At 40.0% G+C, this 25721-nt stretch carries 26 protein-coding genes, 1 tRNA gene and 1 pseudogene; 15 read left to right on the top strand and 13 right to left on the bottom strand.

Annotated elements, in window-relative coordinates:
• Window positions 1-4: 4 nt before the first annotated feature.
• From HJP15_RS14420 to HJP15_RS14400, 5 genes are all read right to left on the bottom strand, one after another.
• Window positions 5-1750 (bottom strand): efflux RND transporter periplasmic adaptor subunit, encoded by a 1746-nt coding sequence (locus tag HJP15_RS14420; RefSeq protein WP_170174051.1) that lies wholly within the window; start codon window positions 1748-1750, stop codon window positions 5-7.
• Window positions 1740-3065: a TolC family protein gene (locus HJP15_RS14415; protein ID WP_170174050.1), complete on the bottom strand. Its 1326-nt coding sequence runs from the start codon at window positions 3063-3065 to the stop codon at window positions 1740-1742. Before HJP15_RS14415 ends, HJP15_RS14420 begins: the two co-directional genes overlap by 11 nt.
• A gap of 86 nt (window positions 3066-3151) precedes the next feature.
• Window positions 3152-3520, bottom strand: a complete 369-nt coding sequence (locus tag HJP15_RS14410; protein WP_170174049.1) for a hypothetical protein — start codon at window positions 3518-3520, stop codon at window positions 3152-3154.
• 132 nt (window positions 3521-3652) lie between these two features.
• A complete protein-coding gene (locus HJP15_RS14405; protein WP_054204494.1) occupies window positions 3653-4261 on the bottom strand; it encodes a paraquat-inducible protein A in 609 nt (202 codons plus the stop codon).
• 48 nt (window positions 4262-4309) lie between these two features.
• Window positions 4310-5584 (bottom strand): EAL and HDOD domain-containing protein, encoded by a 1275-nt coding sequence (locus HJP15_RS14400; protein ID WP_170174048.1) that lies wholly within the window; start codon window positions 5582-5584, stop codon window positions 4310-4312.
• Between the two features lie 264 nt (window positions 5585-5848).
• On the opposite strand from HJP15_RS14400, the gene HJP15_RS14395 reads away from it, so the two are divergent.
• Together HJP15_RS14395 and HJP15_RS14390 are read left to right on the top strand one after the other, a co-directional pair.
• On the top strand, window positions 5849-6415 hold the full coding sequence (locus HJP15_RS14395; RefSeq protein WP_170174047.1) for a PhnA domain-containing protein: 567 nt from the start codon (window positions 5849-5851) through the stop codon (window positions 6413-6415).
• 129 nt (window positions 6416-6544) lie between these two features.
• Window positions 6545-7363 (top strand): META domain-containing protein, encoded by an 819-nt coding sequence (locus tag HJP15_RS14390; RefSeq protein WP_054204496.1) that lies wholly within the window; start codon window positions 6545-6547, stop codon window positions 7361-7363.
• Window positions 7364-7412: 49 nt separating this feature from the next.
• Here the strand turns inward: HJP15_RS14390 and HJP15_RS14385 are convergent, their stop codons facing one another.
• Window positions 7413-8252, bottom strand: coding sequence for a 23S rRNA (adenine(2030)-N(6))-methyltransferase RlmJ (locus HJP15_RS14385; protein WP_170174046.1), 840 nt, complete (start codon window positions 8250-8252; stop codon window positions 7413-7415).
• A gap of 218 nt (window positions 8253-8470) precedes the next feature.
• Between HJP15_RS14385 and zapB the strand changes: the two genes are divergently transcribed.
• The 9 genes from zapB (at window position 8471) to HJP15_RS14340 (ending at window position 15865) form a co-directional block, all read left to right on the top strand.
• Window positions 8471-8701, top strand: a complete 231-nt coding sequence (gene zapB / locus HJP15_RS14380) for a cell division protein ZapB (protein WP_054204498.1) — start codon at window positions 8471-8473, stop codon at window positions 8699-8701.
• A complete protein-coding gene (locus HJP15_RS14375) occupies window positions 8701-9000 on the top strand; it encodes a cell division protein ZapA (protein ID WP_054204499.1) in 300 nt (99 codons plus the stop codon). The genes zapB and HJP15_RS14375 overlap by 1 nt, the downstream gene beginning before the upstream one ends.
• A gap of 82 nt (window positions 9001-9082) precedes the next feature.
• Entirely contained in the window at window positions 9083-10102 is a 1020-nt protein-coding gene (locus tag HJP15_RS14370) for an MBL fold metallo-hydrolase (protein WP_170174045.1), read from the top strand.
• A 54-nt stretch (window positions 10103-10156) separates the two neighbouring features.
• Window positions 10157-11692, top strand: a complete 1536-nt coding sequence (locus tag HJP15_RS14365) for a transglycosylase SLT domain-containing protein (protein ID WP_054204501.1) — start codon at window positions 10157-10159, stop codon at window positions 11690-11692.
• A gap of 71 nt (window positions 11693-11763) precedes the next feature.
• Complete coding sequence (locus HJP15_RS14360; protein ID WP_054204502.1) at window positions 11764-12252, top strand: FKBP-type peptidyl-prolyl cis-trans isomerase; 489 nt, start codon at window positions 11764-11766, stop codon at window positions 12250-12252.
• Window positions 12253-12261: 9 nt separating this feature from the next.
• Window positions 12262-12990 (top strand): SDR family NAD(P)-dependent oxidoreductase, encoded by a 729-nt coding sequence (locus HJP15_RS14355; protein WP_170174044.1) that lies wholly within the window; start codon window positions 12262-12264, stop codon window positions 12988-12990.
• On the top strand, window positions 12987-13829 hold the full coding sequence (locus HJP15_RS14350; RefSeq protein WP_170174043.1) for an amidohydrolase family protein: 843 nt from the start codon (window positions 12987-12989) through the stop codon (window positions 13827-13829). Before HJP15_RS14355 ends, HJP15_RS14350 begins: the two co-directional genes overlap by 4 nt.
• Window positions 13830-13879: 50 nt before the next feature.
• The gene (locus HJP15_RS14345) at window positions 13880-15439 is read left to right on the top strand and encodes a S41 family peptidase (protein ID WP_170174042.1); all 1560 of its coding nucleotides are present in this window, start codon (window positions 13880-13882) and stop codon (window positions 15437-15439) included.
• 33 nt (window positions 15440-15472) lie between these two features.
• Window positions 15473-15865 (top strand): hypothetical protein, encoded by a 393-nt coding sequence (locus HJP15_RS14340; RefSeq protein WP_054204506.1) that lies wholly within the window; start codon window positions 15473-15475, stop codon window positions 15863-15865.
• 50 nt (window positions 15866-15915) lie between these two features.
• Here HJP15_RS14340 and HJP15_RS14335 read toward each other — a convergent pair whose 3' ends face one another.
• The 4 genes from HJP15_RS14335 to HJP15_RS14320 form a co-directional block, all read right to left on the bottom strand.
• The gene (locus HJP15_RS14335; RefSeq protein WP_054204507.1) at window positions 15916-17091 is read right to left on the bottom strand and encodes a mandelate racemase/muconate lactonizing enzyme family protein; all 1176 of its coding nucleotides are present in this window, start codon (window positions 17089-17091) and stop codon (window positions 15916-15918) included.
• A gap of 27 nt (window positions 17092-17118) precedes the next feature.
• Window positions 17119-17886, bottom strand: a complete 768-nt coding sequence (locus tag HJP15_RS14330; RefSeq protein WP_170174041.1) for a class II aldolase/adducin family protein — start codon at window positions 17884-17886, stop codon at window positions 17119-17121.
• A 156-nt stretch (window positions 17887-18042) separates the two neighbouring features.
• Window positions 18043-18366 carry a c-type cytochrome gene (locus HJP15_RS14325; RefSeq protein WP_054204509.1) on the bottom strand — a complete coding sequence of 108 codons (324 nt, stop codon included), beginning with the start codon at window positions 18364-18366 and terminating at the stop codon, window positions 18043-18045.
• Between the two features lie 137 nt (window positions 18367-18503).
• Window positions 18504-19043: a DUF2058 domain-containing protein gene (locus HJP15_RS14320; protein ID WP_054204510.1), complete on the bottom strand. Its 540-nt coding sequence runs from the start codon at window positions 19041-19043 to the stop codon at window positions 18504-18506.
• A gap of 207 nt (window positions 19044-19250) precedes the next feature.
• Between HJP15_RS14320 and HJP15_RS14315 the strand changes: the two genes are divergently transcribed.
• Window positions 19251-20393 (top strand): MFS transporter, encoded by a 1143-nt coding sequence (locus HJP15_RS14315; RefSeq protein ID WP_170174040.1) that lies wholly within the window; start codon window positions 19251-19253, stop codon window positions 20391-20393.
• Here HJP15_RS14315 and HJP15_RS14310 read toward each other — a convergent pair.
• The 3 genes and pseudogenes from HJP15_RS14310 to HJP15_RS14300 all read right to left on the bottom strand — a co-directional run.
• Window positions 20360-20644 (bottom strand): annotated as a pseudogene (locus HJP15_RS14310) (YbaK/EbsC family protein); the annotation flags it as partial. The gene HJP15_RS14315 and the pseudogene HJP15_RS14310 overlap by 34 nt on opposite strands.
• Window positions 20645-20832: 188 nt before the next feature.
• On the bottom strand, window positions 20833-21126 hold the full coding sequence (locus HJP15_RS14305; RefSeq protein ID WP_249365876.1) for a YbaK/EbsC family protein: 294 nt from the start codon (window positions 21124-21126) through the stop codon (window positions 20833-20835).
• Entirely contained in the window at window positions 21127-21516 is a 390-nt protein-coding gene (locus HJP15_RS14300) for a hypothetical protein (protein WP_054452942.1), read from the bottom strand.
• A gap of 174 nt (window positions 21517-21690) precedes the next feature.
• On the opposite strand from HJP15_RS14300, the gene HJP15_RS14295 reads away from it, so the two are divergent.
• The 3 genes from HJP15_RS14295 (at window position 21691) to HJP15_RS14285 (ending at window position 25687) form a co-directional block, all read left to right on the top strand.
• Window positions 21691-21766, top strand: a tRNA-Ala gene (locus tag HJP15_RS14295).
• Between the two features lie 160 nt (window positions 21767-21926).
• Window positions 21927-23189, top strand: a complete 1263-nt coding sequence (locus HJP15_RS14290; RefSeq protein WP_054452856.1) for an ABC transporter substrate-binding protein — start codon at window positions 21927-21929, stop codon at window positions 23187-23189.
• Window positions 23190-23194: 5 nt separating this feature from the next.
• Window positions 23195-25687, top strand: coding sequence for a sensor histidine kinase (locus tag HJP15_RS14285; RefSeq protein WP_170174039.1), 2493 nt, complete (start codon window positions 23195-23197; stop codon window positions 25685-25687).
• The last annotated feature ends 34 nt before the right edge of the window (window positions 25688-25721 follow it).

The following is a 25721-nucleotide window of genomic DNA, read 5'->3' as shown; positions in this document are numbered from 1 at the left end:
CCTCCTAATGTCCGTTATGCGATGACAGGGTGCTATCGCTATTTGGTTGCATGATTGCTGCAGTCTTGATACGACTGATCACAAACTCACCGTCTTGCAAACTAAAGGTAAACTCCACTTGCTGCTGTGCAGATAAGTCAGTGAGGTCTACATCTGCTGCAAACATAAAATCTAATGTGGCAGCTTCGCGGTTCCATTTTACAATCTCACCACGGCTAATATTGGCGGTACGCGTTGTTTTATCAATATGGTTGATAGTACCTATTACGGTTGCCGTATTCGCAGACTCGACCATCACATGTGTTGAGTCCATAATATGAATACCGCTCAGTAAGTAGCTATCATCAACTTGCTTAGTTAGCTCAAAATGCAGTGTTTGCCCTACTTGTAACGCACTGAAATCAACATCTTCTGTAACTATAAAATCCATAGTCATGCTTGGCCAATCGAGTTCGTCCATTGGTTCATGGCTAATATTCACCATACGGTGATCCGCCATAACGCTGTTAATAACGCCTTTACCCCACACGTGAGTGATAGTGTCTAGCGCTTGCATACGTTTAAAGTCGGAGCTTTTACTTGATTCAGAATCCAATAAAAATTGGGCTGAAGTCACCACGTGATCATCGGCTTTGAGACCCGATAAAATCACTGCGTCATTGTTATCACTACGACCAAGCTCTACCGCCACAGATTTAAAGCGCCCTTCACCTAATGCCAGCACAACACGGTCTTGGTTGCCGGTACGGATCACCGCTTCTTTTGGCACAATAAGCTGCTTGTCACTTTCTTTAGCGTGAATACTCACCTGCGCAAACATATTTGGTTTTAACTGGTGATTTTGGTTATTAAAGCGCAAGCGTACCCGCAGTGTGCGATTTTTAGCATCCAGTGTTGGGTAGATATAATCAACGTTACCGCGCCAGCTTTGTCCTGCAATGTAATCTAGGGTCATGGTAACGGGTAAACCTATTTCTATTAGCTGTGCTTGGCGCTCAAATACTTCGGCTTCAACCCATACTTCATCCAACTGAGCTATGCTCATCATTGAAGTACCCGGCTTAACATAAAAACCTTCGCGTACATTGAGCTCATCAACCACCCCACTTTGACGTGCGTAAAAGGTAATGTTTTGCATCACTTTTTTATTAGCTTGTAAGCGCTCAACAAAGCCGTCCGACACATTCAATGCTTTTAAGCGCGCTTTGGCCGCGCGAATAAGCACCGTATTTTTACGATTAACTGCCAGTACAAATTCTTCTTGAGCATTAACTAACTGTGGTGAATACAAAGTATACAGTGGTTCGCCTTGCTTTACTTGAGCACCGGCCGCTTTAACGTAAAGCGTTTCTAACCAACCTTCAACCCGCGGGTGAATATGCACCTGTTGGTCTTGGTTATACTGCACATAGCCCACCGTGTTTACTTCACTTTGCAGTGCCTTAAACTGTACTTTCTCGGTTCTAACCCCCAAGTTATTAAACACCGCAGGTGATATCGTCACTGCGCCAGGACCATCTTGGTTATTACTGCTGCCCTCATCATAAACAGGCACTAAATCCATCCCCATCGGTGAGAGTCCAGGTTCATCACGGCGATAGTTGCTATCCATAGGGGCCACCCAATATAGTGGCTTTTTCTCTGTACCGTTAGCAACATGCTCATTACTGCTCCCCAGCAAAGACAATGCACCAACGGAGACTCCCGCACCTAATAGTGCTGCGATAAGAAGCTTTATATTAGTATTCACTTTGATCTCCTGCGAACTGCTCAGCCATCACAGCAGCATCTTGGCTACTGGCGTAATAATTCAGGCGAGCAATAATAATTTGTTGATCGATTTGGATATTTAACGCATCTATTTTGGCATTGAGCTCACTAATACGCGCGCGCATTACTTCTGAAAAGTCACCATCATCGCGGGTGTAGGCGTTTAATGTGGCTTGCGCTTGTTCTGCCATTTGTGGCAGCAGTTTAGTTTGATAAAGCCCACCGCGCTTAGCTAACCGTGCTAACTGACTAAACTCTTTAAAGTACATGCCTTTAAGCTTTTGTAGTGCGATCAGCTTTTGTGTTTTTACGGCTTCCGCTATGGCGATAGCCGCATTTACTTGTTGATCTTGACGGTTATCAGTAAATAGCGGTAAATCAACACTCAATCCTACCGAAAACAGATCCGCCCGCGAGTCTCCGATTGGCGTACCATCGCGATACCCATAGCCCATGTTTACCCCAAACTGTAGTTTATAACCTTGTTTGGCAATATCAATTTCAGTTTTTTTAGCGGCTACCGTTTGGTCAATTGCGACAATTGCAGGATGCGCCATCAGCAGCTGCATTAACTGTGTAAACTCAAGTTGTGCAAAATCGACTAGTGGTATTATGTCACTGCGCTTAGCACTCACAGGCTGAGTTAACATATTGATTGGCAACCATTGTGATAAACGCTTTTTAGCACTTTCAAACTGCTGTTCAAGCATCATTAATTTATCTTCAAGACGGGTTAACTCTAACTGTGCGCGGATAATATCTTGTTGGCGAGTGTTACCTATCGAGCTGGCATAACTTGATTCTGTAATATCAATCAGCTGCGAGAATAATGCTTTATCTTGCTCAATTAAAGCAATGCTTTGCTGCGCACGATACGCATTGAGCCAAGATTCGATCACGATGGTTTTAACCTGTGCGAGTCGGTCAGATCGTAACCATGGATATTGCTGCGCCGACTGCGCTAATGCCTGTTTTTTAAGTGCAAGGCTATCGCCGCGACTAAACATCTGACTTACACCAACCTTTAACTGGGTCATCCCTTCTTGGTCAAACGCAAAGCCATCGGTAGGTAAATTCATTAGCCCGATAGTTAATACTGGATCTGGCAAGGTGCCCGCGACTAAACTTTGCGCTTGTACTGCGGCTTGTTGATATTTACTGGCTGTTAGCCATGGCTCGTTATTAAGCGCATAGCTAAGCGCGTCATCGAGGCTAAGCTCATTGCTATGCGCTGAGATTGTAACTGTTAGCAAAAACGCTAAAAAACTGACTTTAAATATTCTGAAGTGATTCATCACTTACTCCACTAAAATTAAAAAATGATTAAATTTAGAGGCAGAAAAGGTGATTTATGTAAATTTTAGACGCACCTATCCTGCTATTAAGCAGACATAGGAGGACGGTATAACGAACTGGCTATACGATGTTGATTTTGCGGTGTGTAAAGCTGTACTTTTTCGGGGGGAGTTAGCGTAACGCTAAATAGCGCGTTCATACTTAACATTGAATGAGTACTACACGCACTCATCGGGCAGCCACATTCTTGATTAGCCGTTGCGTCATCGTCACAGCAATCCATGTTCATCATACCTGCTGGTATGTCATGGTGCATATCGCTGGTATCGGTGACTTGTGAATCGGTTTGGTTCATATGTGGCATTTCGCAACTCATAGTTACTGACGCAACCGCTTGACCCACTAAAGTGAGTAACAAAACGACGGTCAATATACTAAGGTAAATACGTTGCAAAAAAGTGCCTTTAATAAATGTAAGCTGTAAGCTGTAAGCTGTAAGCTGTAAGCTGTAAGCTGTAAGCTGTAAGCTGTAAGCTGTAAGCTGTAAGCTGTAAGTCTATGGTAACTTGTTCGCTAACACAAACGTTTAACTGTTTCTTGGTGCAATTTTTATTAAGTTACTTGCAGCGATGGCAAATAAACAATAACCAGTAAAATACCAAAAACCTGCGCCAAATTCTGCGTGCATGTTGATAAGCTCGCCCATTTGGCCATCAGCATTTCCTGCAAGATACGCAACAATTAAGGCAATCACGAATACATCTACCATGCTCCATTTACTCAGGCTTTGTATCACTTGACCGAGTTTATGCTTGAATTTATTCATCGGTATTAAACAATACACTAATTGCATTAACAGTTTTAAAGTAGGCACTACAATTGAAAATAACGCCACTAGCCCTGCAACTAAATAATTTTTGTTATTCGCAAGTTCGTTAACTGTTCCCCAGATGCTCCGCGTTTTTTTGTAAGCGCTAACTTCACCTTCAAGCTTATCAAGACCAAACATGCTTGATGCCATTGTGAGCATCCTTCTGGTATTTCTGTCGCCTTCATCAGCAAGCATTTCAATACCTGTTTTAGCTAGTTTTGACTTATCAATTTTACCTTCTAGCGTCAGCACTGGCTGAGTGACACCCGGTACAAGCAATGCTAACGCAATTAAAATAGTGGCAATTGGCAATAATAAACGCATAGCTAGTCTTTAAAAATTACTTTGTAATAACGCATCATACCCAAGGCATTATGCTTGTTCAATAATTGAGGCTAAAACTTCATCACCGTATTCACGGGCTACAAACATAGCCTTGTATACAATGTCAATTTCTGAAGCTGGTCTAATGGTTTCTAATAACTTGGTTGCCAATAGCCAGTTATCTTCTTCTACAGCGCGAGTTAATTGTAAAGTCGCACCTAACATGCCGTTAAAACACAATAACGCACTAGACAAATCATCACCTAGACAAAACTCTTTTGCTATTGCGCCTAATTCCATGCTTAAAATAGCGTCAAGTACAGACATCAGGCCAACTAAGTAACCTCGCTCTGACATTTCCTTACCGCCAGGCTCAAGCATCAGCAGCATAAAATGGGCTCGTGTTAAACCAAGCTTAGTTAGCTCGCTGGGTTTATCTACCCCTAATTCGCTAAGTGCTAATACCCTTACGAATTGGCGGATTGAATCTTCGCCTAAATAAATAACCGCTTGAGAGATAGAAGTAATCTCTAAATTTTGGTTACCCGAGCGCGCATTAACTAGCTTAAGAATACGTGCAGTTAAACCAACATCTTTGGCAACTCTTTGATGTACTTCATCAAAATCAATATCCGGTCGCGATGTACACCGTAAAAGATCAAACACCGCTAGTTTTGAAGGCTCAACATTGTGGTAAGTGAGCATCTCTGGTCGCGCAAAAAAGAAGCCTTGAAAGTAGTCACAGCCTGCATCTTTTAAAGTCGTAAACTCTTCGTGAGTTTCGATTCTTTCCACAATAATTTTTACATCGGGAAAGCGTCTTTTAAGCTTTTTAAGTTGAATATTCGTTTTAATTATTGGGTTTTCAACTTCTAGCTTTATAAAATCTACCAGCTCTAATAAGGGCTCCCATTTTGCATCACCGTCATAATCATCTAATGCAAACACATAACCATCTTGCTTCAGTGAACGTACCCTTTTAGTAACTTGCTCTATATTGCCAGCTCTTTCAACAATTTCTATTACAGCGCTTTTTGGCTGTAATAGTTTAGGAAAATCATCTAACAAAGCATCCGTTGAAAGATTGATAAATGCACACTGGTTAGCTGTTAATTTATCGATACCAATCAACATCAATGCATTAAAAAATAAGCGACCTGTTGCTTGTCCGTCGGTCGTCCCTACAGGGAAAAAATTATCGCTTGAATCTCTGTACAATAACTCATAAGCAAAAATACTCTTATCAGTATTAAATATTGGCTGTCGTGCTATATATTGAGTGACCATATTTGGTACGTTCGCTGTAATTTGTGTATTCGGCATATTATTTCCTGCTAATAATTTATAGCGACTCATGCCAGCTAAATTGTTCTTTTTGTATTGACTTAGTATAGTGAACTTTTGCAAGCTTGCATTAACTAAACACAATGCTGTGGGTACGAAATTTCAGATTCCTCAACTTTCGTACCCACAACAAAAACATCGGGCACTATAACCATACATTTATCATGGATATGTTCTCATCAGGGCTGAGGTTGGGTATAATAGCGCCATACTTTTTTGTAAAAAATCACAAGAGCTAATGACATGAGCATTGAACAAGCCTTAGTAGAACGTAGCAGTAACCAATGTGAGTTGTGCTCTGCAACTGACAACTTATCTGTATACGAAGTGCCACCTGTTACAGAAACCCATTCAGACAAGTGCATTTATACCTGCCAGACATGTAAAGACCAAGTTGAAAGTAATATCGATATCACTCCAACACATTGGCATTGTCTAAACGATAGTATGTGGAGCCAAGTGCCAGCAGTCCAAGTAGTGGCTTATAGAATGCTATCTCGTTTAGCTGCTGATAATGGCTGGGCACAAGATGCGTTAGATATGATTTATCTTGAAGAAGATACGTTAGCATGGGCCAAAGTAGCACTTGCTGAAGACGATGACATCAAACATGTAGATAGTAATGGCGTAACATTACAAGCGGGCGATACTGTCACGCTAATTAAAGACTTAGACGTGAAAGGCAGCAGCTTAACTGCAAAGCGTGGAACAGCAGTTCGTAATATCGGTTTAACCAGCAACCCTGAGCACATTGAAGGTCGCGTTGACGGTCAACGAATTGTTATTTTAACTAAATTTGTTAAAAAGTAAGTCTTATTCATATATCCAGTAAAAGCGCTAAATAGCGCTTTTTATACTTAAAATTAAGCTGCGATTAAGTAGCAAATAACTACACTGTAACCACTATCTACTGACTTAATTTATTTCAAGGAATAAGTCATGCTGTTACATAAACCTCGATCTGTTTTAAAATCAATTACCAACATTAGTATATTAGCTTGCAGCACGTTAATTCTGTCTGGTTGTGTAAATCAGCAGGCTACAAACGCAAGCCATGCAATTAAAAATGAAACTGTCGCAATGCTAACAACACAAGTAACCTACCTTGATCGCAGCATGCTGCGTCCCGGCTCACAATTAACGGTAACTTTAGCCGATGTGTCGAAAATGGATGTAGCTGCCGATATTATCAGTCAACAAACTATTGATATTGCTGGTGCGCCGCCATACACAGTGACACTCCCCTACGACGCAAGCATATTAAACGAACGCAGCCGCTACAGTGTTAGCGCACGTATCGTTAATCAAGATAATTTACTTTATGTAAGCACAACACATAATAACCCGTTCTCACACTCGCAACAGAGTGAACCTCTTACCATTACAGTTTCTAAAGTTGCCGCACAACAACCCGATGTAAGTTTAGTTAACACCTACTTTAAAGCCATTACCTTAAATGGTAAGCCTGTAACTGTTGAAACCAGAGAGCCGTTTATACAATTTAGTAAAGATAACAAAAGCCATGGCTTTTTAGGATGTAATAACTTTACTGGCAGTTATCAAGTCAACCAGCAATCACTCACATTTGGCCCGCAAGCCAGCACTAAAATGATGTGCTTTAAAAGCATGGAACAAGAAAGTGCAATGTCGGCAGTACTAGAGAACACAGCTCTATGGGATATTAATGGCGAATCACTGATTTTAAAAGATCTGCAAGGCAAACAACTTGCAACGTTTAAAGCCATGTATTTTAATTAATTTTGATTTCTCTGAGTATTAAACGCCCAGTTATGCTGGGCGTTTACTTTTATTCTTCGACTAATTGTTCGCTGCGATAAAAACCTGATGAATCACTCAATAAGCTAACTAGCTCAGGTAATACATTATCCATTGTTTGTTTTAACTTCCACGGTGGGTTAATTACGATCATACCTGAGGCTGTCATGCCATGAACGTCTGTATCTTCTTCTGTGGCTAATTCAAATAATTGAATATTACGCATACCTGATGCGATTAAGCCCTCTTCCATGCGCTCAATACGCTCTCTATCTACAACTGGATACCAAATCATATAAGTGCCAGTAGAAAAACGCTGATAAGCCTTCGTTAATGTTTTTACAACGGTGTCGTAATCATCTTTAATTTCATAAGGTGGATCAATTAATACACATGCCCTACGAGATGCTGGCGGCAATAACCCGACTAGGCCTGTAAAGCCGTTTTCACCACGGACACGTATAGAGCGCTTGCCGCTCATATTTTCTTGTAATAATACCAAGTCTCGTGGATGCAACTCAAAGAACCAACCTTTGTCTTGGCGACGTAAAAAGTGCTCTGCAATTTTTGGTGACCCTGGATAAAACGCTAACGCCTCACTTTCATTAAACGACTTAATCAGATCAATATAATCATTTAACTCTTGATGTTCACTCGTATGTTGATAGAGCTTGGCGATACCATCGAGGTATTCTTGGGTCTTTTGGGCATCTGCCCCAGCCAATTCAAAAAAACCGGCGCCAGAATGCGTATCAATATAATCCAACGGTTTATCTTTAAGAGTTTGGTAACTTAATACCTGAGCAAGTACCAAATGTTTAACAACATCGGCCGGATTACCCGCATGAAATGAGTGTCTGTAACTGAGCATAATTTAATTTCGCTATAAGCTTATTTATAAAACCAGTGAACCATAAACATTATGCATTTGGCAACTGAGCGTGAACCAATTCTGAATGAAATAGCCCGTTAGCTGAATTATCCCTTAACGACGAATAAAAATCAGCTAAAACACACGTAAATACTGGCATATAAAGCAATTTTGCTTTACATTTGCATGACAATAATCACAGTTTTATGAGCGCATTTATGAATAACGAGACCCTTTCTCAATTAGAACAACTGATCGACCAATTAATTAGCCAAAATTCACAACTTCAAACAGAAGTGAATGAACTTAAAGATAAAAACAGTCAGCTGATCGATGAAAATGAAATTCTTCAACTTGAAGCACTTGAAAGCGAAGAAAAACAAAAAGATACCAGCACAACGTTAACAGGCCTACTTGAGAAACTACAAAGCGCTCAACAGGCAAACTAATGTCTGAGCTGCAAAACCAGCGAGTCACCGTTGAGTTGCTTGGTAAAGAGCAGCAATTTGCTTGCCCTGTAGGACAAGAAGACGCTCTAATTGCTGCCGCTAAACATCTTAATGATTTAGTCGAGCAAATGAAGCAACGCTCAACGGTTCGCAATGATCAAAAAGCTTTATTAATGGCTGCTTTGAACATTAGTCACGAACTGCTTGAAGCAAAAGCACAGCAAAGTGCAGAACTACAACAGCACGATCAGCTTGTTGATAAACTAAGTGCATACTTAGGTAGCTCATCAGCCAAATAAAAAGCGCTACTTAGCGCTTTTTTTGTTATTACCAATAAAATAAGCTACTGTAAGCGACCTATTTTATTGATCGATATGACCCATGCTAAGTAGTCCTTTCAAACTAATAACTACATTTAAACTGCTAATTGTTGGGTTACTAATCAGCTTAGCACCTTTCGCCTATAGTGCCGTAACTTGGCAAACAATCAGCCCAAACATTCAATTTTTACAACAGCAACCAAAGCTACGCTTTTATGATTCCAACCAAGTATTAATCCAAGGTAAAGAGTGCGCTTTAATGTTTGATGCCAGCGGCAATTTTGCAGCCGTTGAAGCTACAATTGTAAAACTAAAGTCAACTTTGACGACCCCTCTTTGCTATTTAGTTGCGAGCCATTTTCATGATGACCACTTATTAGGCATGGCCATTTTGCAACACAGTTACCCAAACGCCAAACTCATTGTTCATAAACAGATTGCCCGCGAGTTTGCAAATTTTCAACGTGCCTTTGAAGATAAACTTGATAGTTACGAGCAAAGTATTGAGCTTAGTTATCAACGATTAGCTGAACAACCAGCTTCTTTACAGCCACAATGGAGAAAGAAATTAGAATTAGCCAAACAGCGTCTACTTCGCTGGCGAAAATTTAATTTGCAGCCAAATGCAATGCAAGTCTCTGATTCTCTCACACTCAATTTAGGTGACTACCCTATAACGCTGCACGCCCATCAAGCACATACAAATGGAGATCTGACATTACTAGCAGAACAAGGAACCATCTTACTAGGGGGAGACATTGTAGATTGGCTGCCTTACCCTGGACACGGCAACTTAGTTGAATGGGCAGAACTACTTAAACAATTTAGCAATAACAAACAGATAAAAATAATTTTACCTGGCCATGGAGCGCCCTTAAAAGCAACTGATTTAAGTCAGCCATACAGGTTTTTACAACAAATTATTAAGCATGTATCAACCAATCCCAATGTGGAACTTACAACATTACAGCAAAGCTTCCCTGCTGAATTTGCTAAAGATTATCAAATTGATACAACTGCCTATAAAGCTTACCCTTTATTTCTACAAGCTGGACTTAAGCGCGCGAAACAGTCAAAATAGACCCTACACAAGGTTGTGCTAAGCTTATAAAGGGATATTGATTCGGTGGTGTTTATGCGCAGGAATTATTTTTTCATTTTCGTAATAGCAATATTACTCAGCGGCTGTCAGTCTACAAAGCTGCAACCTGCAGCGCCTGATATAGAACAAGCCCCCGTTATTTTTAACCACTTTAAGCCGTCAACAAAAAACGCGATTGCGGTAAGCACGAACGCACAAGCAACACCGCCTACGACCACTATATCGACTGAACTACTGCAACCCAATAAAAAAAATCACACAGTACCGAGTCCGTATAAACCTACAATTGAAAAGTCACACTCACGATCCGCAAGCCCTGATTTATGGCAGCATATTGCTGACAACTTACATATTAAAATCTATCTAAATAGGGCACTCAACAAACGTATTAAATGGTATACCCGCCAACCTAAATATCTACAAATAGTGAACGAGCGAGCTGCTCCTTACTTATACCATATCGTCAATAAAGTAGAACAACGTAAGCTGCCGATGGAACTGGCATTATTACCTTTTGTTGAGAGTGACTTTCGCCCAACGATCAGTTCCTCTGCTCAAGCTGTTGGGGTATGGCAGTTAGTCGCAGCCACTGCGCATCATTTTGGTATTAAGTCAGATCAATGGTATGACGGCCGTCAAGATGTACTGGCTTCAACAGATGCTGCTCTGGCGTATTTAGAATATTTATATAAACGTTTTGATGGTAACTGGATGCATGCACTCGCGGCTTATAATAGTGGCGAAGGTCGAGTACAACGCGCAATTGCTAATAATAAAAAACGTGGTAAAAGCACCGACTATTGGTCTCTCAAACTCCCTAAAGAAACGTCAGATTACGTACCTAAGCTCTTAGCATTAAGCTATTTAGTGCAAAACCCTAAGCTAGGCTTAATACGCCCTAAGCTTAAGAATAAAGCCCAAACTACTGAGTTTAATGTAGGTCAACAGTTTGATTTTTCTGTTATTGCTAATCTATCAGGTGTAGGGCGCAGCCAATTGCATAAACTCAACCCTGGTTATTTAAAAAATCAAAGTTCACCAAATGGGCCTCATACATTGCTCCTCCCATTGCAACAGCAAGCATTGCTAAGCAGTCAGTTCTTCAAGAGTAACTTTACTGGAGAGTACTTTGTTAAGAAAAACGATACCTTATACGGCATCGCTAAAAAGTTTGATATGCCCGTTAAAAAGCTAAAAATGTTAAATAATAAAAAGACCAACCTCATTGGTATTGGCGAACGCCTACTCACAGGACAGCCAAAAACAATGCCAGGCTCACTGACAATTGACTATAAAATCAGTCCTTATTTAGATGATACCCAAGTAGCCACTGCAACCATTACTGTTAATTACCAAGTCAAGCCTGGGGATACAATTTGGGATATCAGTCAACTTTATGATGTCTCGCATAAAGACCTCGCACAGTGGAATAAACTCAGTGCCTCTAGCATCTTAAAACCGGGTATAACGCTCGTATTACACTTGCCACAAGCAATAAAGCCGATCTCCCAATTACAAAATGATGGCTTATTGTTAGGATTAGAGAAAACCTTAAAACAACCACACTAACCAGCAGTTTCACATCATCCGTATTTAGCGTAAAATTAGCGTTTCATTCAGTAAATATTAAAGAGATTGGCATGCAAATCAGCAAAAACTCAGCGGTTGAGTTTCACTACACATTAAGTGAAGCCGGTGAACAAATAGAAACAAGCACTGGCAATGAACCATTAACATACATTCATGGCCTTGAAGGCATGCTTCCAGGTTTAGAAACAGCCCTTGAAGGCAAAGCCGCTGGTGATAGCTTCAGTGTTACTCTTGAGCCAAGCGAATCTTACGGTGAGCGTGTTGATGATCTAATCCAACGTATTCCACTTAAACACCTCCAAGGTGACACCAAAGTGTGGAAAGCTGGCATGACTGCAATGGTTAGCTCTAACCAAGGTCGTCATCAAGTAACGATTGTTAAAGTAGGTCGTTTTAATGCTGACTGTGATTTAAACCACCCTTTTGCTGGTAAAACACTGACTTTTGATGTGCAAGTATTAAGCGTACGTGAAGCTACAAGTGAAGAAGTATCACACGGTCACGTTCACAGCGAAGGCGGTTGTGGTCACAACCACTAGGGAAATTCTATGTCAAAGGTTGCAATCGTTACAGGCGGTAGTAAAGGCATAGGCCAAGCTATTGTTGCACGTTTTATAAAAAATGGTTATCAGGTTCACAACCTTGATCTCGAACATTCAGATTTAGGTACTTGGCACCGCTGTGATGTCAGTAATGTAAATACGGTTAAAAGCGTTATTACTGACATTGCTAGCACAACTAAGCACATTGATATATTGGTATCTAATGCTGGCCGCCATTTAAGTGCAACCATTGAAAACACGGATGAAGCAACCTTCGACAGTTTGTTTGCGCTTAATGTAAAAGGTGCGTACGCGGCAATTCAAAGCGTATTACCAAGTATGAAAACGCAAAAAAATGGGGCGATTATTTTAATTGCCTCAGATCAAGCCGTCATAGCTAAAACAAACTCGTTTGCGTATAACCTCACCAAACATGCGTTAGCGTCAATGGCAAAAACAACCGCGCTTGATTACGCCCAGTTTAATATTCGTGCTAATGCTGTATGCCCCGGCACCATTGAAACCCCCTTATTTCATAATGCGATTGATGCATACTGTGCTCGCAGTGGCGCAGATAAAGCCAGCATAGTTGCCGAAGAAGGAGCTTTGCAACCGCTAGGTAGGCTGGGTCGAGCAGATGAAGTCGCCGCGTTAGTCAATTTTTTAGCCAGCGATGAGGCCTGTTTTATTACTGGCAGCTTACAAACTATCGATGGCGGTTATACCGCACAATGAGCGAACGTATTATTGACCCTCACGTGCATTTTTTTAATTTGCTAGATGGGCAATATGAGTGGCTACAAGGAAGTAATCCGCCCTCTTGGCCAAATTTAGAGACTATTAAACGCCCTATTAATGCTGCACAACTACAACAAACGAGTCCATTTGAAATCATAGGGCTGGTGCATATTGAAGCAGGGTTTGATAATAAAAACCCAATTAATGAGCTAAACTGGCTGGCGCAGCATCTGCACGGGGAAAACTATAAAGCAGTAGGTTTTGCTTGCATTGATAGTCCACCTGAGGACTTTAATAATGCGATAAACGCTTTATCACATTCAAGTTTGGTGGGGATTAGAGACATAACCGAAGGTGCGGATGCAACTCGGTTAACTCACCCTAATTGCCTTGATAATTTAACGCTTTTGAATGATTGCCAACTAATGTTTGAAGCACAGTTTAATGTTGAAAACTTAGCTATCACCGAGCAATTAATTAAGTACTGCCAACAACTCCCAAACTTGCACGTAGTCATAAACCATGCTGGTTTGCCGAATAACCTCTCTCTATGGCAAGAGGGAATTCGTCGACTCGCTCACATACCCAACTGCACGATTAAATTCTCAGGCTTTGAGCTATTTACAGCTATACTGCAAGCTCAGCAACAAGCGTGTTTTGACTTTATTCTTCAATGCTTTGGTCAACAGCGCATGATGTTTGCTAGTAATTTTCCCGTATGCCAAATCAATTCAAGCTATCAAAAGCGCTGGTTAAGTAATTTTGCGCTTTGCAAAACCCACAGCTTATGGCAACAATTAAGTTATAAAAACGCGCGTCACTGCTATCAACTTTAATTAAAAACCGCTATATTCAGCTTATTGTTGTATAAAAACAGAACGCTTTTATGACTACTTCATCTAAAAACAAACTCATACTAGGCCTTTTTAACGTTACTTTTTTGGCCGTACTAACTGGTTGCGGTGGTGGCAGTACCATGGCCGATAGTGGCGGCAGTACTGGTAACACAATTAGCTGGACTCAAGGTGTCTTTCAGCCATCAGATAATTTTGATAAACAATGCCAAGCATTGAATCAAAAGCATTTTCTTCGCTCATGGAGTAACGAAACTTACCTATGGTATGACGAAATAATAGACCGAGATCCTGCACTAACAGCAAGTGTGAGTGACTATTTCACCTTATTAAAAACAGAACAAAAAACTGACTCTGGTGCCAACAAAGATAACTTTCATTCCAGCCTTTCTACCGCCGAGTGGGAAGCACAAAGTCAATCAGGTATCACGTTTGGCTATGGCTTTAAAGTGAAGCTATTTAGCTCAAGTGCCCCTCGAAAAGGCCTGATCAGCTATACTGAAGCGAACTCTCCCGCCAGTAATCAAAATCTTCGCCGAGGGTTTGAAATTTTAGAAGTCAATGGTGTCGATTTTATTAACGCGACCAGCCAAGCTGACGTAGATACTCTTAATGCTGGTTTATATCCAAAACAAACTGGTGTGAGCACCACTTTTTTGTTCAAAGATATCAATAATCAACAAACGCGTGAAGTAACGCTAATCTCACAAAGCATTGCATCGCAACCAGTCACTAATGTAAAAACCTTTGAAAATGACTCGGTGGGTTATTTTCAATTTAATAGCCACAACGCGATTGCAGAAAAGCCACTTTTTGATGCTTTTAATTCTCTAAAAGCAAGTAACGTAACTGATCTCATCATTGATATGCGTTACAACGGGGGGGGCTTTCTACAAATGGCGAGCCAAATAGGCTACATGATCGCTGGAGCCGCCAATACAAATAACAAAATATTTGAACGCACTATTTTTAACGACAAACACCCAACTATAAACCCTGTTACTGCTAAGCCTTTAGCACCCGTTATGTTTATTGACGAGTTTATCGGCTTTGCTGAGAATCCAGCGGTAAGTCCCGGCACGCCTTTACCGAGTCTTAATTTAAAACGGGTTTATGTATTAACGACCAGTAGCACTTGCTCAGCCAGTGAAGCGATTATTAATGGCTTACAAGGAGCTGATATAGAAGTAATTCAAATTGGTTCAGGTACTTGCGGTAAACCTTACGGTTTTTATCCTACCGATAACTGCGATACAACCTATTTCAGTATTCAATTTACAGGAGAAAATAATAAAGGGTTTGGTGAATATTCAGATGGCTTTGCTCCGCAAAATACAGTAGATAATGAGCGCTTACCTGTGCGCATAGCGGGCTGTGCAGTGGCTGATGATTTTAGTTACCAACTAGGCGATCCAAATGAAGCCTTACTTAAAACAGCTTTAAGCTATCGAAGTAATGGTAGCTGCCCTGTCGCTACCTCAACTGCCAGTATACAAGGCTTTGCACCATCAAGCGTTAGCGATACACCTGACGTATTTGATAATCGTGCTACCACATTAATTGAAACCAATAAGGTTTTACCCTCAAATTAGGTCGCTAATTGAGGGTATTAAAGAGGTTAAGTAATGCTATTTAATAAACGACTATTACCAGCTTTATCTATATTTCTACTTGCCGGTTGTGCTTTTTATGCAGATAAACCCACGCCCAAACTACAGCACGCACTATTAATAAAGCCACAAAGTGAGCTAATAGCGCAAGGTATGGCAAGGCTAATGCGCAGTAATCCTATCGCCGTGGCGGATGATGTATTTATGCAGCAAAGTGTAATGGTTGTTGATAATGTAAATAAAAGCGATGGGATGGGTAACCCCATTATGGGGAAGCAACTTAACATGCCCGATCGATTTGAGTTGCTGATCAAAAATAACACATGCTTTTTGCGCCACCTTGATAGCAAAGCAACTGAACCCTTACCCAAAGTACAATGCAAAGTGAATGGTTTTCACTCTGGTTAAATATAAAAAAGCCCGAACGGGCTTTTTCTTCAAATCATGTAAAGAACAGCTTATTTAATTTCAACACGCTGTGAACGCATTACAATCTCATCATTTAGCTCAATACCAATACCAGGCTCTTCAGATACTTCAAAGAAACCATTTTTAGGCTGTGGATCTTGTAAGCATAATTCACGATTCCACTTTTTAATTGCATACGTATGATGCTCATGAATCAAGAAATTTGGAATCGCCGTTTCTAAATGTAACGACGCAGCAGTTGCCACAGGGCCACCACATACGTGAGCTTGAATGCGCACATCAAAGATATCAGCATAGTCACATACTTTTTTAGTTTCAGTAAAACCACCACATAAACCAATATCCGGCTGAAGTACATTAATGCTCTGATCTTCTAAATACGGACGCACACCCCAACGGTTATATAAACGCTCGCCACCAGCAATAGGTACTGCCACTTTATCAGCTACTTTTGCATGTAAAGAATGATTTAAGTAGTTAACCGGCTCTTCATAAAACATACAATCAAATTCTTTGGCAATTTCACCAATTTGAATTGCCGAGGTTACACCCGGTAAGCTGTGGCATTCAAAAATGATGTCGACTTCATCGCCTACCGCTTCACGAATTGCTTGCATACGCGCACGGTACAGCTTCATTTCAGCGCGTGAAATGATATTGGTACGGTCGTAATACGTATTACCATCTTTATCATATTGAATAGGGTCAACTTTTACTGCGTCATACCCTTGTGCCACGGCTTTTAATGCCGCTTCTGCGTACTCTTGTGGATGTACTAACGCTTTAAATTCTGTATCCCAATCGAACTGTAACTGCGATGCATAGGTACGCAGCTTATCGTTTACTTTGCCGCCTAATAACTGGTACACAGGTAAACCTAACGCTTTACCTTTAATGTCCCATAAGGCTGTATCAATCGCGCTCATCGCTGCATACACCACTGGCCCACCACCTAAACCCCAAAAGCTTTCACGCAGCATACGCGACCATAACTTTTCGGTTTGAAATGGGTCATGACCAATTAAGAAGGCATCTGCCATCTCTTTGATCATGGCCGCCGCCGCACTGTGACCTAAGTCATAAGCAAGGCCAGCCTCTCCAACACCACTAATACCTTCATCAGTATGAATACGAACGAATACTGGCGTCCATGCAGGTCTATCTGGGCAATGGATATCGAATACTTCAACGCGATTAACTTTCATGAAAATTCCTTATTAACCAAACTTAGGTTATTTTGCAAAACTAGGATCAAGACGATAGGCCTTGCGTAACATCGCAGGCCAAGCAAGTTGCCCACCAGTGCTACCACTGTGTACAACATTCGCTTGATTATAAATATTATCGATTATGACTTGTGGCACAGGTGTAACTGCTTGGCCGCTCGCTTGTAATGCAAGCTGTATTTCACACGCACGCTGTAAATCGTAAAAACGCATAAAAGCATCACCGACTGTTGGACCAACAGTTAAGCCACCATGATTAACCAATAACATATGGTTGGTATCGCCTAAATCATCTTGTAAGCGCTTTTTCTCGTCATTATTGACCGCTAAGCCTTCATAACCATGATAGGACAACGATGGTAATGAAAACATTGAATACTGGCTCAAAGGCAATAAACCATTTTTTTGAGTTGCGACTGCAATCGTTTCTTTTGTGTGTAAGTGAATAACACAATGCGCATCATCGCGAACTTCATGAATAGCGCTATGGATAGTAAAACCTGCAGGATTGATTGCAAACGGCGTATCATCCAAAATATTGCCGTCTAAATCTACTTTTACTAAGTTAGACGCCGTCACGTCATCAAACGTTAAACCAAACGCATTTACTAAATAATAGTCCGTCCCCGGCAAGCGCGCTGATAAATGCGTGTAAATCAAATCACCCCAACGAAAGTGTTCAACTAACCTATAGCAGGCAGCTAAATCAACACGTAACTGCCACTCTTGGGCAGAAACTTTATTCTTTAAATCAAGTTGAGGTAATTCAAACATTTTAATACCTTATTCAAACGTGAAAAACACGAAGTAGATGGATAGAAGTCTAAAGTAGTGCGGGAGGATGATCAATCTCTTTTAAAACAAAACAGCCACACCAAAATGGCGTGGCTATTTATAAAATAACTTAAAAAGTAGTTAGCTTAGAAAGTATTATTTTACTTTTGATAAATAGTCAGCAATCGCAGCTAGCTCTTCATCAGTTACAGTTGCAACCATTGCTTTCATTGCTATGCTCATACCATTTGCACGAGCACCAGATTTAATATCTTTCATTTGCGCGAGTAGATACTCTTTATTTTGACCATTTAGCTTAGGGTACATTGCCATGATCGGTGATTTACCTTCAGCGCCGTGACATGTTTGACAGTTTTTAGCTGTATAAAGCGCTGCACCATCAGCAGCCATTGATGAAAATGAAACACTTGCTGCCATTGCAAGGCCAGCTCCTAAGAGTAATTTTTTTATCTTGCTCATTGTATTTTCTCTTCTTTATGACGGTTTATAAATCTATTCACTTAATTGTAGACTATGCTCAATGTCATGCTAACTTTGTACGTAATTTATACACGCAAAAGATCACATAACATTGTCAAAAATAACAAGTCTTTTAGTTACCAAACAAGGTCATCTGGGACTTCAAAGTCAGCATATGGATCATCTACATCTTTCCCTTTATCTTCAGGTTCAACATGGAAAACAATATACTTTTCATCGACTTCAGCGACTTTACGAGCAGGCTCATCTTCCAATACAAAAAATTGCCCTTCTAAAACACAAATAGCTAGACGCCCACCGGATAGTGCTTTTTGAGTCTTTTCGTTTACGTCCAGCTCTTTTACTTTATTTTCGTAAGTAAAATTAAAAGTACGTTCGCCACGAATCGTATCTTGATTATGGTGCTCTAATATTTGCTTAACGCGAGCAACTTCTCCGCGCTGCTTTAACTCACCTTGACGAGCTTGATTTAGCTCTTCTGCTTTTTTTTGCTGTTCTAATTTTGTTTGCTGAATATGCTTTTGCAGATCACTAGGGTTACTAGTCGCCCCTTTTTTTGGCTTTTTCTGTTGCTTACGTTTTTCACTTTTTGCAACTTTCGCTTTATGTGATGTAGTTAATCCTGCTTGTAGCAATTGGTCTTGTAATGAACCCATAGCTTTGTTCCATTAAAAACTGATATTAAGATTATTTTAATCTTCAATGCGCATAAATCATAGTGTTATGACCATTAATCTAGCAAAGTGTAGTAATTGATAACCTGACTTAGCGCAATAAATGATGATTTTAAAGAAAAAACACTTAACTTAATTGAATTTAATATCAATCAGGTTAAGCTACAATTTTTATAGTCGGAGCAACAAATGCGTTTAAGTCATTTATTAATTTGCTCACTGCTTATCTTTTTTGTGCTCTATGCCCCGCAGCCATTATTGAGTCTATTCGCGGATCAATTTGCTGTTAGCCCCGCAATTGCAGGCAGCTTAATGACTGCCACTATGATCCCACTGGCCATTGCGCCGCTAATATACGGCCTACTCCTTGCTAAACGTAACCCTCTAACAATTTTGCGCTATGCAATGTTAGTGCTAGCGCTTACCTGCATCGCTTTTGCATACGCTCCCAGCTTTGAATTATTACTGCTGTTACGTTTTTTGCAAGGTTTGACCTTACCGGCCGCATTAACGGCAATGACCACTTACATAGGCAGTAACTATCAAGCCGATAACCTACAAAGAAATATGACTCTTTATATAGGTAGCACTATTGCCGGCGGTTACTTTGGCCGTGTATTAGCAGCAGTTTTTGCAGATCTATGGGCATGGCAAAGTTTCTATTTTATCATCGCTGCGGGTCTAACGGGTTTAGCATTATGCATTCCGCGCAATCAAGCGCAATTAGTTAGCAATCCACTTTCGCCATTAAGTTATATAAAACAGCTAGCAGATGCTGCGGTATTAAAATTGTATGGTGCAGTATTTTGTATGTTTTTTTGCTTTGCCGCACTGCTTAATTACTTGCCGTTTATTCTGCAAGATACCTTTTTAATCACCAACACGCGTGATATTGGCTTAGTTTATAGCGGATATTTAATTGGTGCGCTAGCTTCTATAGCTACGCCGTGGCTATTAAGAAAAAGTCATTCTCCGTGGTATTTACTATGCGCAATATTCACCTTGTATAGCGTGACATTAGTGGCATTAATGAGTTCTCAACTGGCTGTATTTTTATTGGCTTTTACTGGGTTTTGCGGTGCAATGTTTATTATTCATTCAACTGCTGCGCCGTTGGTTAATAAAATAAGCAGTGCGCCAGCAAGTGTTACTAACGGCGCATATGTATCGTTTTATTACAGTGGAGGGGCCCTTGGCTCTTTTGTACCAGGCATGGTTTATCAACAGTTTGGTCATATCGCGTTTATAGTATCACTACTGTTCGTCTGCCTATGTGGATTAGCGTTAGTGAGTTCAGGTTATCTCGCTGGCAAAAAAACCACTTTAGGCTGATGCCCTGTCGCTGTAAAAAAAGTATCTAGATCCATTTTTTTTAATAGCCACGTTTGCTTATTATCAAAGGGATGACAATGAAATAGATCACCAAACCAAATATCTTGATCAAGCCATAACGTTACATTATTTTGCTTGTCGTTCATTAACGCTAACATTGAGACACAGCCAGGTGCGACTTTTAAATAACGTGCTAAACGCTCATCAGAAGCAAACCCTAATCTCGATAAGCCCTGATATTTAGCTAGGGCGTGTTGACCTTTCGTGATTAATTTTGCAGCAGTATGTTTGGTATTTAGGCAAGGCAGAGCCTATGGTGTGTGGTTGTTCCCCATAAATAGGCGATAACGCAGTATAAATGCCAAACATGCGCTGCCCAAAGGGTTCTTTCTAGGGGCGATTGACTCTTTGTTGCTCGGTTTTGACTTAGCCCGCTAGGTTACAAACCTCGCGCCGCGATTAAATCGCCCCTAGATTGAACAAATTTCAATCCACAAAGCTCAACACGCCCTAGAGCCTTTAAATCTAATTGCTTATCGTGGGCGGTAATCACTAAAAAGTGGTTTCTACCTTCGTTATCCCGTAAAAATAAGTTTTTTAGCCGTGTTCCAGGACGCTCAACCATTAACTCATCTGCGGTGAGGCTGCCATGTAACGCTGGATGTTCAATCGCATCATAATGAATATCTAAATGCGCTAAAAACGCCGCTAATTTAGTTTTATCAGCCAACATTTATAAACAACGTCCTGTTAGTCGTACGCTGAGATCTCGCCATGACACCTCTTCTATTTCATATTTATTATTCTCGCAATATTCTTTTTTATTTAATTCTTGTTTTAATAATTGCACTGCTTGATCTTCTAGCTTGAGTTTTAAACTATTGGATTCTTCAAAGTATTCTTGATTAGCAAAATCTTTAAACTCACGGCGTGTAAGCGGCCTATCTAATTTCACATTTTTACGCGTTTTTGCTTCAACGGTTACTATATAAGCAAAGACTTTACTCTCTTGCTCATCTAATTTGGTATATAACTGCTTGCTAATAATCTCAAAAAGTTGGTCATCACTTTGATTCGCACAACCACTTAATAAAACAACTAATATCCATATGCATATCTTCATAACGAAATCATTTTTATTACCTAGTTGCAGGTAGTCTATCAAAAAATCACTCTTTACGTGAAAATTCACCAAATATATAAAAAAAACTTGACCAAATTGATAAATCTCATTAAAGTTCGTCCCGCTTGAAAGGGAACATCAAGTAGGTTACGAAATTCGTAATTTTAGGAATGTGGGGCTATAGCTCAGCTGGGAGAGCGCCTGCCTTGCACGCAGGAGGTCAGCAGTTCGATCCTGCTTAGCTCCACCACTTTCCTACCTTTTCTTTTTAAGTTCATAACATCTACTTTTTCAAGTAATCCCTCTAAAACTTTATACTACTTTATTCTCAATAATTCATCGTCAATGCTTGAGCCTTTGTCCGTCATTAGCTATACCTAAACATTAACTATCGTTATTTTGGCTAAATTATGGATGAGCCTAAAAGGGCTACGCTAAAAAAAATTGCAGCGCTTGGAATAAGCGCCGGTATCATCACCCACGCTCCCTATGTTTTTGCCCGCAAAAAAACAACTCTGAGAGTGTTAGGAACCCACGTAACATTACAAGAGGCTATTCGTAAGCAAGCTATGGCTGACTTGGGTATAGATATTGTATTTCAACCAGCTGGCAGTGCTGCGGTACTACAAAAAGCATCGATGGCTCCCGGCTCTTTTGACCTTTACGAACAGTGGTCCAATAGTATCAATGTGTTATGGAACGCTGGCAGTATCCAAGCTATTGATAAAAAACGCATTCATAACTTTAGTGAAATTAACGCACTCACTAAAACAGGCAAGCTCACTCCAGATGCATCAATCGGTGCTGGCGATGCCCCATATAAACTTTTAAACATCCAAGATGACGGTACTTTAAATAGCAATGAAACCGATTTTATTAGCTACTTACCCTATGTCCATAATGTTGATTCATTTGGGTACAATACAGCTCACATACCACTTGGCACCGCGTATGAAAGTGAAAGCTGGGCATGGTTATTAGATGAAAAACACCGCGGTAAAGTCGCTATAGTTAACGCCCCATCAATTGGTATTTTTGATTTAGCGCTTGCCGCGCAAAGTAAGGGATTAATTAAATTTAATAATATTGGTGCAATGACTCGCCAAGAGCTCGATAAGCTATTTAGTATTTTGCTCAATTACAAAAAACAAGGTCACTTTAGCGGTTATTGGAATTCTGTGCCTGAATCAGTTGATTTTATGCGTAATGACAGAGCCATCATTGAAAGTATGTTTTCACCCGCTGTCGAGAGCTTAAACAGCCAAGGTATCAATGTGCGCTTTGCTGCTCCTAAGGAAGGTTATCGAGGCTGGCATGGCGTGATGTGCCTATCATCCCAAGTGAACGAAAACACGAAAAGTGCCGCCTATGAGTATATGAATTGGTGGTTATCTGGGTGGCCAGGTGCATTTATCGCCAGACAAGGTTATTACATTAGTAACCCTGAACGCTCAAAACCTTTTTTATCTGATGCTGAATGGCAATATTGGTATCAAGGCCAACAAGCTATAGAGCCGTTACTTAATCCACAAGGAAAAATATCCGTAACAACGGGCGCTATGCGCAGTGGGGGAAGCTATTTAAAACGTCTAAGTAATGTTGCGGTGTGGAACACTGTAATGCCAACTTACGACTATAGCCTTCAAAAATGGTATGAGTTAATAAGCCGATAACTATTATGCTTTCAATCAAATCAAAAATATCCATTACGTTGGGCATATTAATTAGCCTGCTTTTACTGCAAAGCTATCTATTTGACAAATCTCAGCATGACTTAAGGGCATTACTTGCGCTGCAATATCACGCCCTTGCGCAAAGTGAAGTTGCAACCAGTCTAGAAAATAATGTGATCTCATTACAAGGTCAAGTTGTTGACTATGTTGGAAAAGAAAGCAGACCCATTGCTTTAGATAATTTTAAGCGTTTTTTTCTCGCGGCAAATGCTGATTTAGTTTCCTTTACACATAATGCAAATAAAACCCCGCACCAGTATGATGATTTATTATTGCGCTTAAATGAGCATTTAAATAATTATCGCCATACATTCGAGCAAGTTATTGACAATAAAAAGCATCGTCAAAAATTAGTTGAAGAGAAGTTCAAGCCAGCCATTGCGTCACTACAAACAAGCCTTAATGCTTTAAAAGATAAAGCAAGCAACGAACACAAGTACCGCTACTTTGAGGTATTACGCTCAGTAACAAGTATCGAACATGCCACACTGACTTACTTAAACGACACACAATATGACTCATCTCAAAAAGCGCAACTAAGCATTCAGACTTTACAGCAACAGCTAAACCATATTGAGCAGGATGGATTACTAAATAATGCACTTCCTAATGTAGACTTTAAAACTCAGTTGCTCAACATTCGCAGAGCTTACAACCAATTAACACTACTAACTAGAGGCTATACATACTCTATTAATGTTGTTTTAACCGGCATTGCTAACGAACTGTTATATCTAACAAAACAAATAAATAACAGCGAGAAAAGTACGTTTATTAAGTCACAAGAAACACTCAATCTACATTTGGCTGATAGCGCTAAAGAATCTCAATTTCTCTCTCTGGCTATGTTTATTTTAAGTATTATTGTTAGTGTATTTATCGTGGTTGCAATCATTTTACCAATGAACAAGATAATTGTGCTTCTGAATAATTTAAACAACGGCACACAAAATGAAGAACTGGCTGAGCCGAATAAAAAGAATGAACTTAGTAGTGTGATAACTGCAGCAAATTCACTTTACAGAAAAAATAACGAAACTGTAAACCTATTACATGAAACACAAACACTCAATACCCAAATGCAAAGCATAAACGCCGCATTATCGTTAGCGAAAGATCAAGCTGAGCAAGCCAACAGAGCTAAGAGCTATTTTGTTGCTAATATAAGTCATGAGTTACGTACTCCAATGAATGCCATCTTAGGCATGCAACAGCTGCTGTTAGAAAGCCCGTTAACTGACCAACAAAAAAGCAATGTTAATAAAACCCTTTCCAGCGCTAGTAAATTATTAAAGATATTGAATGACTTACTCGATTTTGCCAAGCTTGATACCAATAGATTAAAATTAGAAAGCAGCCAATTTATACTGCACGATATTATTAAAAATATTGAAAAAAGGTTTTCAATCAATGCTAAGCAAAAAGGCCTAAACTTAATACTGACTAACCATTTAAAAAAAGATGCCATGCTCATAGGGGATCCTGTAAGACTCGAACAAGTACTCGGTGCACTTGTTGATAATGCTATTAAATTCACAAAGCAAGGTGAGGTGATCGTTTTGATTGAGGTCTGCTCCCAACAGCAACAGCTCATTACATTACGCTTTACAGTTCAAGATACCGGCGCGGGAATAAAACCTGATGAGATAAAACAAATTTTCAGTTCATTTGCACAAGGTAATAACAGTGCAAGTAGAGTGCATGGAGGAACGGGCTTAGGATTAACAATCAGTCAAAAATTAGTCAAGTTGCTTGGAGGAGAAATTCAAGCTGACAGCCAACTTGATGAAGGTACTAAATTTTCATTTAATCTCTCATTTACTTTAGTCGACCCCGAAGGCGCTACTATGCAGAACCTTGAACAACCTCAATTATTAGACTTACCCACCGCACTTGAGAATCTAGACTTTAATGATCGACTGCTTACTGATTTATATCGACGCTTTAAAAATGATTACAATGATTACAATATCCAAATCAAGGAGCTGTACGCAAAGCAACATATTCTCGAATTAAGGCGCTCACTCCACACATTTATAGGTCTTACAGGCACGCTAGGACTCGAACAGCTAAGAGCAACAGCACTTAAGGTCAAAGAGGAAATCAAGCAACAGCAACTCATCAACTTAACTGTATTTGAGCAGCAATTAACGATGGCGTGTTGCGCTATCGATCAATACATACTTACGAATCAATTGAAAGCGACCAAAGAAATTACACTTTTCTCCGATGATAAAAAACTTTATTTGAACGAGATAAAAGTACTCGCTCAAGAAGCTCGCCCAATAACGGCAAACCTTAATCAACAATTAAATGAACACCTTGTAGCCTCGGGTAATGACCCTCAATTACTACAACTTAAAGAAGCCATTGATCAATTCAATTATCAAACAGTTATAGGGACTATTAATAATTATTTAAATCCACCAAAAAACTAGACAAGACTCAGAACAATGAACTATTTTTTAATTA

Source organism: Pseudoalteromonas sp. NEC-BIFX-2020_002, assembly GCF_013002825.1.
Lineage (GTDB): Bacteria > Pseudomonadota > Gammaproteobacteria > Enterobacterales > Alteromonadaceae > Pseudoalteromonas > Pseudoalteromonas neustonica.
The sequence above is the reverse complement of the archived record's forward strand: the minus strand, read 5'-3'. Positions and strand labels throughout refer to the sequence as shown.

Bases quoted from the DNA above. Each gene is read 5' to 3' on its own strand.
- HJP15_RS14290 (WP_054452856.1), top strand. From the start codon at position 21,927: ATGGATGAGCCTAAAAGGGCTACGCTAAAAAAAATTGCAGCGCTTGGA.
- HJP15_RS14375 (WP_054204499.1), top strand. From the start codon at position 8,701: ATGTCTGAGCTGCAAAACCAGCGAGTCACCGTTGAGTTGCTTGGTAAA.
- HJP15_RS14405 (WP_054204494.1), bottom strand. From the start codon at position 4,261: ATGCGTTTATTATTGCCAATTGCCACTATTTTAATTGCGTTAGCATTG.
- HJP15_RS14365 (WP_054204501.1), top strand. From the start codon at position 10,157: ATGCGCAGGAATTATTTTTTCATTTTCGTAATAGCAATATTACTCAGC.
- HJP15_RS14340 (WP_054204506.1), top strand. From the start codon at position 15,473: ATGCTATTTAATAAACGACTATTACCAGCTTTATCTATATTTCTACTT.
- HJP15_RS14320 (WP_054204510.1), bottom strand. From the start codon at position 19,043: ATGGGTTCATTACAAGACCAATTGCTACAAGCAGGATTAACTACATCA.
- HJP15_RS14400 (WP_170174048.1), bottom strand. From the start codon at position 5,584: ATGCCGAATACACAAATTACAGCGAACGTACCAAATATGGTCACTCAA.
- HJP15_RS14345 (WP_170174042.1), top strand. From the start codon at position 13,880: ATGACTACTTCATCTAAAAACAAACTCATACTAGGCCTTTTTAACGTT.
- HJP15_RS14335 (WP_054204507.1), bottom strand. From the start codon at position 17,091: ATGAAAGTTAATCGCGTTGAAGTATTCGATATCCATTGCCCAGATAGA.
- HJP15_RS14370 (WP_170174045.1), top strand. From the start codon at position 9,083: ATGCTAAGTAGTCCTTTCAAACTAATAACTACATTTAAACTGCTAATT.
- HJP15_RS14325 (WP_054204509.1), bottom strand. From the start codon at position 18,366: ATGAGCAAGATAAAAAAATTACTCTTAGGAGCTGGCCTTGCAATGGCA.
- HJP15_RS14330 (WP_170174041.1), bottom strand. From the start codon at position 17,886: ATGTTTGAATTACCTCAACTTGATTTAAAGAATAAAGTTTCTGCCCAA.
- HJP15_RS14300 (WP_054452942.1), bottom strand. From the start codon at position 21,516: ATGAAGATATGCATATGGATATTAGTTGTTTTATTAAGTGGTTGTGCG.
- HJP15_RS14415 (WP_170174050.1), bottom strand. From the start codon at position 3,065: ATGAATCACTTCAGAATATTTAAAGTCAGTTTTTTAGCGTTTTTGCTA.
- HJP15_RS14355 (WP_170174044.1), top strand. From the start codon at position 12,262: ATGTCAAAGGTTGCAATCGTTACAGGCGGTAGTAAAGGCATAGGCCAA.
- HJP15_RS14390 (WP_054204496.1), top strand. From the start codon at position 6,545: ATGCTGTTACATAAACCTCGATCTGTTTTAAAATCAATTACCAACATT.
- HJP15_RS14315 (WP_170174040.1), top strand. From the start codon at position 19,251: ATGCGTTTAAGTCATTTATTAATTTGCTCACTGCTTATCTTTTTTGTG.
- HJP15_RS14350 (WP_170174043.1), top strand. From the start codon at position 12,987: ATGAGCGAACGTATTATTGACCCTCACGTGCATTTTTTTAATTTGCTA.
- HJP15_RS14305 (WP_249365876.1), bottom strand. From the start codon at position 21,126: ATGTTGGCTGATAAAACTAAATTAGCGGCGTTTTTAGCGCATTTAGAT.
- HJP15_RS14360 (WP_054204502.1), top strand. From the start codon at position 11,764: ATGCAAATCAGCAAAAACTCAGCGGTTGAGTTTCACTACACATTAAGT.
- HJP15_RS14285 (WP_170174039.1), top strand. From the start codon at position 23,195: ATGCTTTCAATCAAATCAAAAATATCCATTACGTTGGGCATATTAATT.
- HJP15_RS14395 (WP_170174047.1), top strand. From the start codon at position 5,849: ATGAGCATTGAACAAGCCTTAGTAGAACGTAGCAGTAACCAATGTGAG.
- HJP15_RS14385 (WP_170174046.1), bottom strand. From the start codon at position 8,252: ATGCTCAGTTACAGACACTCATTTCATGCGGGTAATCCGGCCGATGTT.
- zapB (WP_054204498.1), top strand. From the start codon at position 8,471: ATGAATAACGAGACCCTTTCTCAATTAGAACAACTGATCGACCAATTA.